Raw genomic sequence first — 13,377 nt, 5'->3', positions numbered from 1 at the left:
AGCTCGGGCGCGGAATCCAGGGACGGATCAGGTCGGTCCGAGGTACGGATCCTCATCCGGATCATCGAACCCGCCGCAGGACCCCGTGCCCCGGCCCGCGCCGGTCACCCGGACTCCGTCCTCGGACCGGGCGTGGCCCGTCGGAAGGAGCCCGGGCCCCCGGCCGCCTCGCGGCGGTCGGGGGCCCGGGAGGGGAGTTCCGTCCGGCCGGTGCACGGCAGTTCGGGTCAGGCCGAACGGTCCCGGTTGGCGTTACCGCAGGTGCCGCCGGAAGAAGGCGGCGGCCGCGTCGCCCGCGTGCTGCGGCACGCCGGTGTGGCCGCCCAGGTTGGCGGTCAGGGTCTTCTCCGCCGAGCCGAAGGCGTCGAACAGGTCCAGCGACGCCTGCCGGTCGTTGCCCGCGTCGTCCCACTGGAGCAGGACGTGCAGCGGCACGGTGACCCGCCGGGCCTCCGCCAGGGTGGCGGCCGGGACGAAGCTGCCGGCGAACAGGACGGCGGCCGTCAGGCGCGGCTCGACCACCGCGAGCCGGGTGACGACGGCGATCACCCCGCCCGAGAAGCCGACGGGGCCGCCGAGCCCCGGCAGGGCGAGCAGGGCGTCCAGCACGGCCTGCCACTCGGGGACGGCCGCGTCGACCAGGGGGAGCACCAGGGCGTCGATGACGTCCGGGCCGACCGTTTCGCCGGCCTGCATCGTCCGGCGCAGCTCCGTCCTGGCCCGCTCCAGGGCGGGCAGGCGCGGACGCTCACCGGCGCCGGGGAGTTCGATGGTGGCGGTGGCGAAGCCGTCGGCCGCCGCCTGGGCCGCGCGGCCCAGCAGCCGGGGGCGCATCCGGCCCAGGTCGCCGGGGTGGCCGAGCAGGATCAGCGGGGTGGGGGCGGCGGTGGGGTTGGGCGCCGGCTCGGGGGTCCAGAGGGTGCCGGGGATGCCGCCGAGGGTGAAGTCGCGTTCGAGGACGCCGCCGTCGAGACGCTGTTCGGAGCTGAAGTGCAGGTGCACGGTGGTGCCTTTCGGGAGGGCTTGAGAACGGCGCTCCCGGACGGTCTTCCTACCGCCCGACCGTGACCCCGCAGGGGAGCACCCATGTCGATACTGCGTTCACGGGTACCACCTCCTCGGTCTGTCACACGGTCAGCGGCAAACTACCAGCACCCGCCCCGACCACCAAACGGTTTTCGCCGCCGAGGACGGACCCGGCCTCCCGGCCGGGGTGCCCGTCCGGCCGCCGCGCGTCAGAGCGGGGTGGGCCGACGGACGTTGCGGGTCGGTCGTGCAGGCCGGGTCGGACACGCCACGGGGCCGCAGGACGCCGACCGCCTGACGGGGCCTCAGGCGGTCGGCGTCCCGCCGTCCGTCGTGACCGCTCGGTCCGGGCCGTGCCGTGTCCGGGGTCAGCCGGACACGGGGGTCCGTCGCTCGAACCAGCGGGCCACCGGGTGCAGGGTGGCGCCGTGCAGCACGATGCTCAGCAGCACGGTGGTGCACATGACGTCGATGACGAACAGCCCCCGCGACTCGTCCAGGTGGGTGGCGGCCAGGACGCCGAAGACGATCGAGGTCACGCCGCGCGAGCCGAGCCAGCCGATGGCCGCGCGCTCGGCCCAGCTGAAGTCCAGCCGGCCCAGCGAGAGCAGGACGGGCAGGACCCGGGCCACCGTGAGGACCAGCACCGCGTAGCCGAGCACCGACCAGGAGACCCCGTCGGCGAACTGATCGGCGGCCAGCGCCCCGAGCACGAACCAGACCGCGAAGGCCATCAGATGGCTGGTGTCGCGCACCAGGTGGACGGTCCCCGCGCCAAGCGCGTGGGCGGCGGGAGCGAAGCAGACTCCGGCCACGAAGGCGGCGACGAAGCCGTTGCCGTCGATCAGGACGGCGGAGCTGTAGGCGAGGAACGGCAGGGCCAGGGTGGCGAACGGCAGGGTCTCGGGGCCGGTCCAGCCCTTGGCGGTGGCCAGCGGCGCGAGGCGGGCCGCCGCCAGACCCCAGAAGCAGCCGACCAGCAGGGCCAGGCCCGCGCCCTTGGCGGTGCTCCAGAGCAGCGAGCCGACCGAGGCGTCCGGGGCCGAGGCGAGATTGGCCAGGCAGAACAGGAAGACCGGGGAGATCAGGCCGTCGTTGAGCCCGGCCTCCAGGTTGAGCGCGGCCCGCACCCGCAGCGGGATGCGGGAGTCGGCCAGCACGGCCGAGATCGGCGCCAGGTCGATCGGCATCACCACCAGGGCGACCACCAGCAGCAGCCACCAGCCCTGGTCGGGGAAGAGCAGGGCGCCGAGCAGGGTGGCCAGGGCGATCGAGGCCGGCAGGGCCAGGGTGAGCAGGCGCCACTCACCCGAGGAGCGGGAGCGGTCGTAGTCCTTGGACTCGGTCGCGTCGGTGAACAGCAGGACGGCGAGCACGACTTCGGTGGCGAGCTGGAAGCCGTGCGCGTCCAGCTCGATCGGCACGGCCGGGTCGTCGCCACGGGTCAGCGCCATCCCGGCGAGGGCGAAGGCCAGCGGCCCGGTGACGCTCCAGCGCGCCAGCCGGTCGGCCATCATGGCCCAGGCGAACAGGAGGAACAGCAGGATCAGTATGGCGCTCATCGACATCTCGCAGATCAGGTGGTGCGTCAGGCACGTACGGAGCAGCGGGATGATCACCCGCCGGACGACAGCCTGTCAGAGCCGCGGCCACCGGCCGACATGACACCCGGTCAGCCGACCGCGCGGGCACGGAGGTTGTCACCACCCAGGGTGCAGCCAGCGGTCGTCCTGGTACTCGGGCGGGACCTCGTCCTCGTCGAGGTCGATCCCGAGGCGCTCCAACTCCTCGTACCAGCGGTCCCGCTGGGACTCCGGGAGCCGGGCGCCGCACCACGGACAGAAGTCGATGACGCTGACCGCCGAACCGCCGTCGTGGAAGATCAGCCCGTACTCCCCGAACTTCGGGCTGAACTCCACCAGGGCGTCCGGGCAGTCGAAGCGGTACGGGTGGTCCTCGCAGCGGCGCTCCACCTGGAACGTCATGGTCTCGCAGCAGTGCCGGGTCATGCCGACCGATTCTGCTCCGCAGGGGCGTGACGGGGTCGACGGCGCGCCGCCGGCCGGGCCGGTGACGCGCCGTCGGCGGGCCGGATCAGGCCGTCGGGTCCCACGCCTTGAGCTGGTGGAAGTGCTCCTGGTCGCCGTCGCCCTTGATCGCGTCCACCGGGATGCGGCCGTAGAAGGCCAGCACCAGGTCGGAGGCGGTGCCCCGGACCGAGCCGGTGGGGGCCTCGTGGTCCCGGTCGGAGGCGAGCCGGACGGGGGCCGCGCCGGCCGCGTCGAGGGTGAGGCGCCAGGTGGGGCCCTCGGCGGTCTCGAAGTCGCCGGTGGCGGCCTGGTGCGGCCAGGGGGTGTCGGTGGCGACGCAGGTCTCCAGGAACTCCTCGACGCCGTCCAGCGCGATCTGCTCCGGCAGTGCCTGCGGTGCGCCGACGGCGAGTTGGGCATCGTAGGTGTGCACGGCCGACTCCTGGACCCGGTGCCGCGCGACGCCGCCGGCGGTCTGCGGGGTGAGGCCGTCGCCCCACCAGGTCCAGCACGGGCCGTCCTGGCCGGCGGCGCGCAGCGCGGCGAGCAGCTGCTCGGTACCGTCCGCCAGCCAGGCCGCCAGCGCCTCCGGTGCGCGGGGCGCGGGCTCCTGCTTGGCGGCCAGGCCCTCGGCGGAGGGGCCCTCGGCCGGGCCCGCCGCGACGTTGTGGGACCAGAGGCGGTCGCCGCCGCCGAGGTGCTGCGCCAGGTCGTGGAGCGTCCACCCGGGGCAGCTGGGTACCGCGGTGTCCAGGTCGGTGGCGGCGGCGACGGCCGCGCGGAAGGCGGCCGAGCGCTCCTCGATGAGCCGGAGCAGTGCGGTGAAGTCGGGGTGCTGTGTCACGGGTGACTGTGTATCACCTGTGCACCGGGGGACGCGCCCGGTTTTTTCATGATCGTCCTAGGACCACCGGCGTACGACGAAGGCCCGTGGCGCGGGCGGCGCCGACGGGGTGGGATGAGGAGGTGAACGCACCAGCACCAGCACCAGCACCAGCCCCCGCACCGCTGTCCGACGCCGTCCTCGAACGCCTGGCGGTGGAGCGCAACGCCTGGCTCTGCACCGTCCGGGCCGACGGCACCCCGCACTCCACCCCCGTCTGGTTCGTCCACCGCGACGGCGTCTGGTGGATCGGTTCGGACGCCCTCTCGGTCAAGGTCCGCAACGTGCTGCGCCGCCCGTCCGTCTCGCTCTCCCTGGAAGGCGGCGACCACCCGGTGGTGGCGGAGGGCGAGGCGACGGTCCGTCAGGAGGGCGACTTCCCGCCCGGGATCGTGGCGGCCTTCGCCGCCAAGTACGACTGGGACGTCACCGCCCCCTGGCGCCCCGACTGCGGCCGGGTGCTGCTCGAAGTCCCGGTCCGCCGCTGGCTGCTGGCGGGCACGGCACAGTGAGCGGGCCCGGCCTCGCCGGTGCGAGGTCGGCCGGAATCGGCCGGGGCCGGTGGCGACCTGCTGCCGTACGGTCGGTGGATGACCTGGCTACCACTGTTCGGGACGTTGCTCGGTGCCGTGATCGCACTCGGGTCCGCGTTGCTGGTGGAGGGGCGTCGCTCGCGGCGGGAGGAGGGGAGGGAGCGCCTCAGGACCAAGCGGGAGGTGTACGCGCGCTACCTGGCCGCGCACGCCGAGGCCCGGACGGAGCTCCGGGTGCTCTCGCTCGCCCGGGACCTGGGCGCCGAGGAGCGCGGGCACCGGGCCTTCGTGGCGTACGCCTCCTGCTACGCCGCGCGGTACGAGCTCGCGGTGCTGGCGCCGGACGCGGTCCTGGCGTGCGCGCAGGAGTTCGACCGGGAGGCTCGGGAGCTGCGGGAGCTCGCCGTCGCGGCTCCGGACCTCCCGCAGCGGGCGGAGCCGTGGATGCGGGAGTACCTGGCCGCCCTGGCCCGCCTCCAGGTGGCCATGCGGGCTGACCTGGGGGCGGGCGGGTAGGGCGGGATCCGCCGGGTCAGTGGCGGTCGCGTTCGGCGGACCAGGCGGACCAGAGGGCGGCGTAGGGGCCGTCGGCGTGGACGAGGTCGGCGTGGGTGCCGGTCTCGACCACGCGGCCGCGGTCGAGGACCACGATCCGGTCGGCGGTGGCGGCCTGGGTGAGGCGGTGGGCGACGGTGAGGGCGGTGCGGCCGGTGAGCGCGGCGTCGGCGGCGGCCTCCAGTTCGCGGGCGCCCGCGCTGCCGGCGTCGGCGGTGGCCTCGTCCAGGACGGCGATCGGCGGATCGGCGAGCACCAGGCGGGCCAGCGCGAGGTGTTGGGCCTGGGCGACGGTGAGGCGGTGGCCGCCGTCGCCGACCACGGTGGCCAGGCCCTCGGGAAGGGCGTCGACCCAGGGGAGGGCGCCGACGGTGGTGAGGGCGGTGCGCAGCTCGGCGTCGGTGGCGTCGGGGCGGGCCAGCCGGAGGTCGTCGGCCAGCGGTCCGGCGAAGACGTGCACCTCCTGGCTGATCAGCGCGACGGTGCGGCGGGCCCCGGCCGGGCCGAGCTCGGCTAGCTCGGCGCCGCCGAGGCGGACACTGCCGGCCGAGGCCCGGTGCACCCCGGCGACCAGCTTGGCCAGGGTGGTCTTGCCGGCCCCGCTGGCCCCGACCAGCGCGACCCGCTCGCCGTCACGGACCGTCAGGGAGACGTCGTGCAGCACCGGGTGGCCGCTGCGGTAGGAGTGGTCGAGGCCGGTGACGGCGACCGAGGCGTCGGCCGGGACGGCCGGTGCGGCGGGCTCGGTCTCGGCGGGGAGGGCGGACAGGCCGACCAGCCGGGCCAGCGCGGCCCCGGCGGACTGGGCGTCGTCGACCAGCACCAGGGCGGCGTTGATCGGGTTGAAGAGGCTGTGGAAGTAGAGCGCCGCCGCCGTGGCGGTGCCCAGGCTCACCGCGCCGGTGTCCACCAGGTGGAAGCCGACCACCAGCACCGAGGCCAGCCCGATGAACTCGGCCAGGTTGAGCCGGGAGAAGAAGCCGGTGACCAGCCGGGTGCCGCGCATCCAGAGCTGGACGGAGGCGTCCGAGCGCTGCTCCACCAGCGCCACCTGACGCTCCGCCAGCCGCAGCGCGCGCACCGTCCGCACCCCGCCGACCCCGTCCAGCAGCTGCTGCTGGAGCTCCCCGGCGGCGGACCGCTGGGCCGCGTAGATCGGCACGGCCTTCGGCAGGTACCAGCGCATGGTCAGCCAGTGCACGGGCGCGGCGGCCAGCACGGCCAGCGCGAACCGCCAGTCCAGCACCGCCAGCGCGACCAGGGTGAGCACGATGGTGAGCAGCGAGCGGGCGAACTCGGGCAGCGCCTGCCGCACCGTCCTGGCCACCAGCGCGACGTCCCCGGTGACCCGCGAGGTGAGGTCGCCGACCCCGGCCCGCTCCACCCGCTCCAGCGGGAGCCGCAGCGCCCGCTCGACGAACTCCTCGCGCACGGTGGCCAGCACGACCTCGCCGAGCCGGGCGACCAGGGCGGTGCCGTACGCGACGGCCGCCCCGCGACCGAGCGCGACCGCCACCAGCAGCACCAGCGGGGTGGTGAGCGCGCCCGAGCCGGCCCGCTCCACCACCAGGTCGACCAGCCGGCCGAGCAGCGGCGCGGTCAGCAGGCCGATGCCGGTGCCGAGCAGCAGGACGGCCAGCGCTCCGGCGGTCAGGCCGCGCTGACGGAGCAGCAGGCGGCGCAGCACGGCCCGGGTCTCGGCCCCGGTGGCGACCGGGAGCGACTCCCGTTCGGCGGACGAGGCGGACGAGGCGGGGGAGGTGTCGGAGGGGGCGGTCGTGGTCGGGTTCGCTGCGGTGGTCGTCATGCCAGCACCAGGGTCCGGTAGGCGGGGTCGGCGGTCAGTTCGTGGTGGGTGCCGTCGGCGGTGACGGCGCCGGAGGTGAGCACCACCACCCGGTCGGCGCGGGCCAGCAGGGCGGGGCTGGTGGTGACCAGCACGGTGGTGCGGCCCCGGCGCAGCTCGCGCAGCCGGTCGGCGATCCGGGACTCGGTGACGGAGTCCACGGCGGTGGTCGGGTCGTGCAGCACCAGGACATCGGGCGAGGCGGCCAGGGCCCGGGCCAGCGCGACGCGTTGGCGCTGCCCGCCGGAGAGCGAACGGCCGCCCTCGGTGACCTCGGTGTCCAGACCGGCGGGCAGCGCGGCGGCCACCTCGTCGGCGGCCGAGGCACTCAGCACGGCGTCGGTCAGCGCGCCGTCGGGGGAGGCGAGCACGTTCTCCCGCACGGTGCCGGCGAACAGCACCGCGTCGTGGTGGGCGACCAGGACCGAGCGGCGCAGCTCGGCCGGGTCGAGGACGGTCAGGCCGGTGCCGTCCAGCTCGATGGTGCCGGCGGTCGGATCGGTCTCCCGGCCCAGGCAGCGCAGCAGGTCGGCCGCGGCGGCCGGGTCGTCCGTCACCACGCCGAGCAGTTCGCCGGGCGTGACGTCCAGGTCCAGGCCGTCGAGGGCGCCGAACCCGACGCCGCGCAGCCGCAGCCCCCCGGCAGCGGGGGCGGGCGCGGAGCCGGGCAGGGGGGTGGCCGCCGACGGGGTGTCAGCGTCGGCCCGGTCGGCGGGCGGGGTGTCGGCGCCGCCGGCGACGGCCGGGGGAGCGGCCAGCACCTCGGCGATCCGGGCGGCCGAGGCCCGGCCCTGGGCGAACTCGCCGTTGGCCCAGGTGAGCACCTGGAACGGGCCGAGCAGGAACTGCGCCAGCCCGACCGCCGCGACCAGCTCGCCGACGCTGATCCGGCCGTCCATCGCGAGCACCGCGCCGACCAGCGCGATCAGCACGATGAAGACCCCGGTCAGCGCCTGCAGTGCCCCGTCGTGCGCGGCCCGGCTGCGGGCGGCCCGCAGCGCGGCGGCCAGCGAGTCCTGACTGACCGTCCGGTAGCGGGCCACGGCGGCGGCCTCGGCGCCGATGCCCTTGAGCACCCGCAGACCCGTCACCAGGTCGGCGGCGATGCCGCCGGCCCGGGCGGCGCGCTCCTGCTCGACACCGCTGCGCCGCTCCAGCGGGCGGCTGATCCGGTGGCCGAGCCAGAGCAGCGGGGGGATGCCGAGCAGCACCAGCAGGCCGAGCGGCACCGAGATCCGCAGCAGCAGCGCCGCGCTGACGCCGAGTCCGGCCAGCGCGGCCACCCCGAACGGCAGCACGGTGCCGACCACGCCGACCCGCTTGGCGTCGCCGGTGGCGATGCCGGCCAGTGCGCCGGGCAGGTGGCCCGCCTCGGCGCCGCCGTACGGGTCGAGCACCCGGGTGGTGAGGGTCAGCCGCAGGCGGTGGGCGGCCTGCTCGCCGGCCCGTTCGGCCAGCCGGGCGCCGGTGCGGTAGCAGGTGGAGAGGATCAGGAAGAGCACGGCGAGCAGGATCAGCCAGCGCAGCAGGGCCGAGCCGTCGCCGGTGGCCACCGCCCGGTCGATCACCGCGCCTATCACCACCGGCACCAGGGCCTCGCAGGCCTGGTGGCCCATGCCGAGCAGCGAGGCGCCGGTCAGCAGCCGGCGCTGGCCACGGAGTGCGCCGCGCAGGACGCTGCCTCCGTCGGGTCCTGCTGTGGGCATGGGGGTCCTTCCGGGGTTGGCTGACGGGAGGTTAGGTAAGGCTGATCTAATGTCCCTGGCGGTTCCGGTCGCCCACTCACAAGACCCGTCCCCGCCAGCACTTCTGACGGCCAGTCAGGCATTTGTTCGAGTATTGACCTCCACCAAACAGACAGGTTAGCCTTACCTAACTATGAATGTCGAACCGTCGGCCGCCAGGCCGGGCCCCGGGCCCGCACCGGCGCTCTGGCGCGCTCTCGGGCTGGCCCTGGCCGCCGGGGTGCTCCTCCTGCTCTGTCTGCTCAGCGTCTGGGTCGGCACCCGGGACATCCCGTTCGGCTCGACCTGGCGGGTGCTCTGGCACCCGGACGCCAGCGACGCCGCCACAGTGATCCACGACTACCGCATCCCGCGCACCCTGCTCGCCCTGCTGGTCGGCACCGCCCTCGGCCTGGCCGGTGCCCTGATGCAGGCGCTGACCCGCAATCCGCTGGCCGACCCGGGCCTCCTCGGCGTCAGCCTCGGCGCCGCCACCGGCGTGGTGGTGGCGATCGGCTTCCTGGGCGTCGGCAGCGTGCTCGGCTACGTCTGGTTCGCCCTGATCGGCGCCGCCGTGGCCACCGTCGCCGTCTACCTGCTCGGCTCGGGCGGCCGCGGCGTGGCCACCCCCGAACGGCTGGTGGTGGCCGGCGCCGCGCTGACCGCCGTGCTGTTCGCCTTCGACTCGGCCGTGCTGCTGCTCGACCCGGAGGTCTTCGACGAGTTCCGGTTCTGGACGGTCGGCTCGCTGGCCGGCCGCCGCTACGACGTCCTCCAGGCCGTGCTGCCCTTCGTCCTGACGGGTGCCCTGATCGCCGTCGCACTGGCCCGCGCGCTCAACGCGCTCGGCCTCGGCGACCAGGTCGGCCGGGGCCTGGGCGTCGCCGTTGGCCGCACCCGGGCGCTCGGCGGCCTGGCCGTGCTGCTGCTCTGCGGCGCCGCCACCGCCGCCGCCGGTCCGATCGCCTTCCTCGGCCTGGCCGTCCCGCACGTGGCCCGCTTCCTGGTCGGCCCCGACCAGCGCTGGGTGCTCGCCTACTCCGCCGTGCTCGCCCCGGTGCTGCTGCTGGCCGCCGACGTGACCGGCCGGGTGGTCGGAGCACCCGGCGAGATCCAGGTCGGCATCGTCACCGCCGTGCTGGGCGGCCCGCTCTTCCTGGCCCTGTGCCGCCGCCGGAAGCTGGTGCTGCTGTGACCCCCCGTCAGGCCGCCGTCCCCGCCGCCCCCGTAGCTGCCGGGACGACGGCGGCGGCGCCGCTGATCGGGCACCCGGTGCTGCGCGGCGGCCCCTGGTCGGTCCGGGTGGTGCCGCGCACCGTGGCGGTGTGCGCCGGCCTCACCGTCCTGCTGCTCGCGGTCGCCGCGCTCGCGCTGGCGATCGGCGAGGTGCGGCTGACACCCGGTGAGGTGTACGGCGCGCTCACCGGCGCGGAGGGCGGCGCCGACTTCATCGTCAACACGCTGCGCCTGCCCCGGCTGCTGCTCGCCCTGCTGGTCGGTGCCGCGCTGGCCGTCAGCGGCGGCCTCCTCCAGGGACTGACCGGCAATCCGCTCGGCAGCCCCGACGTCATCGGGCTCACCAACGGGGCGGCCACCGGCGCCCTGATCGTCATCGTGGTGCGGCACGGCAGCCTCACCGAGACCGCCTTCGGCGCCCTGGCCGGCGGCCTGGCGACCGCCCTGCTGGTCCAACTCCTCTCCTCCGGCAAGGGATTGCCCGGCTTCCGGCTCGTCGTGATCGGCATCGGCACCAGCGCCATCCTGCTCTCCGTCAACTCCTACCTGATCACCCGGGCCAGCCTGGAGGACGCGATGGCCGCCCAGAGCTGGCTGATCGGCAGCCTGAACAGCCGCACCTGGCCCCAGGTCACCGCCGTCGCCGTGGCCGTCGCGCTGCTGCTGCCGCCCGCCCTCTGGTACGGCCGCCGGCTCGGCATGCTCGCCCTCGGCGAGGACACCGCCCGCGCGCTGGGCGTGCGCACCGGCCCGACCCGGGCCGTCCTGCTGCTGCTCGGCGTCGCGCTGGCCGCCGTCGGCACCGCCGTCACCGGCCCGATCTGGTTCGTCGCGCTGGCCGCCCCGCAACTCGCCCGCCGACTGGTCGGCGCCCCCGGCCACGGCGGCGGACTGCTGCCCGCCGCCCTCACCGGCGCCCTGCTGCTGGCCGCGAGCGACTTCGCGGTGCAGCGGGTCTTCGCCCCCGCCCCCATGCCGGTCGGCATCGCCACCGGCACCCTGGGCGGCCTCTACCTCTGCCTCCTGCTGATCGGCGAATCGCGAAAGAGCCGCACATGACCGTCACGTCCGACCGCCCCGTCGACGCTCCCGCGCACGCGGCGGGCACCTCCCGGCTGCGCGCCGAATCCCTCACCCTCGCCTACGACCAGCGCACGGTGGCCAGCTCACTGACCGTGAGCATCCCGGACCGGTCCTTCACCGTCATCCTCGGCCCGAACGCCTGCGGCAAGTCCACCCTGCTCAAGGCCCTGGCCCGGCTGATCAGGCCGTCGGCCGGCGCCGTCCACCTGGACGGCCGGGAGATCACCGCCTACCGCACCCGCGAGGTGGCCCGCCGGCTCGGGCTGCTCCCGCAGTCCGCCAACGCGCCCAGCGGCATCTCGGTCGCCGACCTGGTCGCCCGCGGCCGGTACCCGCACCAGGGCTTCCTGCGCCAGTGGTCGGCGGAGGACGAGAGCGCCGTGACGGAGGCGATGCGGCAGACCGGCGTGCTCGACCTGGCCGACCGTCCGGTGGACGACCTCTCCGGCGGCCAGCGCCAACGGGTCTGGCTGGCCATGGTGCTGGCCCAGCAGACCTCGATCCTGCTGCTCGACGAGCCGACCACCTTCCTCGACATCTCGCACCAGTTCGAGGTGCTCGACCTCTGCGCCGAGCTCCACGAGGAGCGCGGCCACACGGTGGTGGCCGTCCTGCACGACCTCAACCAGGCCGCCCGCTACGCCACCCACCTGGTGGTGCTCGGCCCCGACGGCACGGTGGCCGCCGAGGGCGCACCCGCCGAGGTGCTCACCGCCGAGCTGGTCGAGCGGGTCTTCGGGCTGCGCTGCCGGGTGCTCCCCGATCCGGAGACCGGCACCCCGATGGTGGTCCGCGCCGCCCGCAAGCCGGTGCCACCGGCCCCGTCCTCTCCCGCGCCGTCCCCGAGCCGGCCCCCGGCCCGGTCCCAGGACCCGGACCAGCACCCGCACCAGACCCAGCACCCGCACCAGACCCAGGACCCGGACCGATGACCACCCGACTGCTCGGCCTGACCACCTTCCTGATCTCCACCACCGGTCGCAACGCCCGCGCCAGCCTGGCCGCCCGGGTCGCCGAACGCGGCCTGCGCCTGTGGCACGTCGCGGTCCTCGAAGCCCTCTCGGCCGGCTCGCTCTCCAAGGGCGAGCTGGCGGCCCGGCTCGACATCAACCCCAGCGACATCGTCAAGGTGGTCGACGACCTGATGGCCGCCGACTGCGCCGTCTGCACCCGGTCGCTGCGCGACCGCCGCCGGGTCGAGGTCTCCCTCACCCCGGCCGGCCACGCCCTGCTGGCCGAGCTCACCGCCGAACTCACGGCGGTCGAGGATTCGGTGCTCGCCCCGCTCAGCGGCGACGAACGGGCCCAACTCGCCGATCTGCTCGGCCGGTTGGCGTAGCGGGCGCCGGGGCAGGGCGGCGCCGGGTCGGGTGGTGGCCCCGGCTGTTCAGGGAGCGCCTGCCTCGGCGACAGCACGGCGTCCGCAGCCGGTCATCCGGCGGCGGGATAAAGGGGCCGCCCGGATGTCGTTCCGGCCCGTGAGCCGTAGGAGGCCCCGCCGTGCCGTCGTCGCTGTCGCGTTACCAGGGCCGTGTGGTGGTGGTGAAGTTCGGCGGGAACGCCATGGTGGACGAGGAGCTGAAGGCGGCCTTCGCCCGGGACGTGGTGACCCTGCGGGAGGCCGGGCTGCGGCCGGTGGTGGTGCACGGTGGGGGACCGCAGATCAGTGCCCAACTGGCCAGGGAAGGGCTGGAGTCCAGCTTCACCGCCGGGCTGCGGGTGACCACCCCGGAGGCCATGGACGTGGTCCGGATGGTGCTCGCGGGCCGGGTGCAGCGTGAGCTGGTCGGGCTGTTGAACGCCCACGGCCCGTACGCGGTGGGGCTGACCGGCGAGGACGCCCGGACGATGACGGCGGTCAAGCGGTACGCGGTGGTGGGCGGCGAGCGGGTGGACATCGGCCTGGTCGGCGACGTGGCGGCGGTCGAGCCCGGCCTGCTGCGCACCCTGCTGGCGGACGGGCGCATCCCGGTGCTCTCCTCCGTCGCCGGAGGAGTGGACGGCCGGGTGTACAACGTCAACGCGGACACCGCCGCCTCCGCCGTGGCGGTCGCCCTCGGGGCGGAGCTGCTGCTGATGCTCACCGACGTGGCCGGCCTGTACGCCGACTGGCCGCACCCGGAGAGCCTGATCGACCGGTTGACCACGGGCCGACTGGCCTCGCTGCTCCCGCAGTTGAGCGCCGGGATGGTCCCGAAGGCGGAGGCCTGCCTGGACGCCGTCCGCTCCGGCGTCCCCGCCGCCCGCATCCTGGACGGCCGGCAGCCGCACGCCGTGCTGGACGCCTTCGCGCCGGACTGCGGCGGCACCCTGATCCTGCCCGAGCCGGCGGCGGCTCCTGCTCCCGTATCGGTACCGGTACCGGTCTGAGGTTCGGCCCGCGCGGGCGGTGGCCGGCCGTTCGGTGGCCGCCCGCGCGGACCTCGACGCGCCCCGGCGGGGCGTCACCCGGCGCCGCGAG

Annotated in this window: 13 protein-coding genes; 7 read left to right on the top strand and 6 right to left on the bottom strand. The window is 75.4% G+C overall.

Translation table 11 applies throughout. The features are described from left to right. Positions 1-252: 252 nt before the first annotated feature. The 4 genes from ACIRBX_RS01025 to ACIRBX_RS01010 all read right to left on the bottom strand — a co-directional run bounded on the left by ACIRBX_RS01025 (position 253) and on the right by ACIRBX_RS01010 (position 3,900). Complete coding sequence (locus ACIRBX_RS01025) at positions 253-996, bottom strand: alpha/beta hydrolase (protein ID WP_402293874.1); 744 nt, start codon at positions 994-996, stop codon at positions 253-255. Positions 997-1,394: 398 nt separating this feature from the next. Then, a complete protein-coding gene (locus ACIRBX_RS01020) occupies positions 1,395-2,645 on the bottom strand; it encodes a cation:proton antiporter (protein WP_402292958.1) in 1,251 nt (416 codons plus the stop codon). 81 nt (positions 2,646-2,726) lie between these two features. Next, positions 2,727-3,035: a DUF6980 family protein gene (locus ACIRBX_RS01015; protein ID WP_402292957.1), complete on the bottom strand. Its 309-nt coding sequence runs from the start codon at positions 3,033-3,035 to the stop codon at positions 2,727-2,729. 85 nt (positions 3,036-3,120) lie between these two features. Further along, positions 3,121-3,900, bottom strand: a complete 780-nt coding sequence (locus ACIRBX_RS01010; protein WP_402292956.1) for a maleylpyruvate isomerase family mycothiol-dependent enzyme — start codon at positions 3,898-3,900, stop codon at positions 3,121-3,123. Between the two features lie 122 nt (positions 3,901-4,022). On the opposite strand from ACIRBX_RS01010, the gene ACIRBX_RS01005 reads away from it, so the two are divergent. Both ACIRBX_RS01005 and ACIRBX_RS01000 read left to right on the top strand, forming a co-directional pair. Continuing rightward, entirely contained in the window at positions 4,023-4,451 is a 429-nt protein-coding gene (locus tag ACIRBX_RS01005; RefSeq protein WP_402292955.1) for a pyridoxamine 5'-phosphate oxidase family protein, read from the top strand. A gap of 78 nt (positions 4,452-4,529) precedes the next feature. Continuing rightward, positions 4,530-4,988 carry a hypothetical protein gene (locus ACIRBX_RS01000; RefSeq protein ID WP_402292954.1) on the top strand — a complete coding sequence of 153 codons (459 nt, stop codon included), beginning with the start codon at positions 4,530-4,532 and terminating at the stop codon, positions 4,986-4,988. Positions 4,989-5,004: 16 nt separating this feature from the next. Here the strand turns inward: ACIRBX_RS01000 and ACIRBX_RS00995 are convergent, their stop codons facing one another. Then, complete coding sequence (locus ACIRBX_RS00995) at positions 5,005-6,834, bottom strand: ABC transporter ATP-binding protein (RefSeq protein WP_402292953.1); 1,830 nt, start codon at positions 6,832-6,834, stop codon at positions 5,005-5,007. Continuing rightward, complete coding sequence (locus ACIRBX_RS00990) at positions 6,831-8,579, bottom strand: ABC transporter ATP-binding protein (RefSeq protein WP_402292952.1); 1,749 nt, start codon at positions 8,577-8,579, stop codon at positions 6,831-6,833. Before ACIRBX_RS00990 ends, ACIRBX_RS00995 begins: the two co-directional genes overlap by 4 nt. 172 nt (positions 8,580-8,751) lie before the next feature. Here ACIRBX_RS00990 and ACIRBX_RS00985 point away from each other — a divergent pair, with 172 nt between their 5' ends. The 5 genes from ACIRBX_RS00985 (at position 8,752) to argB (ending at position 13,286) form a co-directional block, all read left to right on the top strand. After that, positions 8,752-9,792: a FecCD family ABC transporter permease gene (locus ACIRBX_RS00985; protein WP_402292951.1), complete on the top strand. Its 1,041-nt coding sequence runs from the start codon at positions 8,752-8,754 to the stop codon at positions 9,790-9,792. Then, positions 9,789-10,892 (top strand): FecCD family ABC transporter permease, encoded by a 1,104-nt coding sequence (locus ACIRBX_RS00980; RefSeq protein ID WP_402292950.1) that lies wholly within the window; start codon positions 9,789-9,791, stop codon positions 10,890-10,892. The genes ACIRBX_RS00985 and ACIRBX_RS00980 overlap by 4 nt, the downstream gene beginning before the upstream one ends. Further along, positions 10,889-11,848, top strand: a complete 960-nt coding sequence (locus ACIRBX_RS00975; RefSeq protein WP_402292949.1) for an ABC transporter ATP-binding protein — start codon at positions 10,889-10,891, stop codon at positions 11,846-11,848. Before ACIRBX_RS00980 ends, ACIRBX_RS00975 begins: the two co-directional genes overlap by 4 nt. Further along, the gene (locus ACIRBX_RS00970) at positions 11,845-12,255 is read left to right on the top strand and encodes a MarR family winged helix-turn-helix transcriptional regulator (RefSeq protein WP_402292948.1); all 411 of its coding nucleotides are present in this window, start codon (positions 11,845-11,847) and stop codon (positions 12,253-12,255) included. The genes ACIRBX_RS00975 and ACIRBX_RS00970 overlap by 4 nt, the downstream gene beginning before the upstream one ends. Before the next feature lie 161 nt (positions 12,256-12,416). Then, positions 12,417-13,286 (top strand): acetylglutamate kinase, encoded by an 870-nt coding sequence (gene argB, locus ACIRBX_RS00965; RefSeq protein ID WP_402292947.1) that lies wholly within the window; start codon positions 12,417-12,419, stop codon positions 13,284-13,286. The last annotated feature ends 91 nt before the right edge of the window (positions 13,287-13,377 follow it).

The organism is Kitasatospora sp. NPDC096147, assembly GCF_044763225.1.
In the GTDB taxonomy this organism is placed as follows: Bacteria; Actinomycetota; Actinomycetes; order Streptomycetales; family Streptomycetaceae; genus Kitasatospora.
This window is presented reverse-complemented; position numbering and strand designations above follow the sequence as displayed.

Coding starts and splice junctions, on each gene's coding strand:
- ACIRBX_RS01000 (WP_402292954.1), top strand. CDS start 4,530: ATGACCTGGCTACCACTGTTCGGGACGTTGCTCGGTGCCGTGATCGCA.
- ACIRBX_RS00990 (WP_402292952.1), bottom strand. CDS start 8,579: ATGCCCACAGCAGGACCCGACGGAGGCAGCGTCCTGCGCGGCGCACTC.
- ACIRBX_RS00995 (WP_402292953.1), bottom strand. CDS start 6,834: ATGACGACCACCGCAGCGAACCCGACCACGACCGCCCCCTCCGACACC.
- ACIRBX_RS00970 (WP_402292948.1), top strand. CDS start 11,845: ATGACCACCCGACTGCTCGGCCTGACCACCTTCCTGATCTCCACCACC.
- ACIRBX_RS01015 (WP_402292957.1), bottom strand. CDS start 3,035: ATGACCCGGCACTGCTGCGAGACCATGACGTTCCAGGTGGAGCGCCGC.
- ACIRBX_RS00985 (WP_402292951.1), top strand. CDS start 8,752: ATGAATGTCGAACCGTCGGCCGCCAGGCCGGGCCCCGGGCCCGCACCG.
- ACIRBX_RS00975 (WP_402292949.1), top strand. CDS start 10,889: ATGACCGTCACGTCCGACCGCCCCGTCGACGCTCCCGCGCACGCGGCG.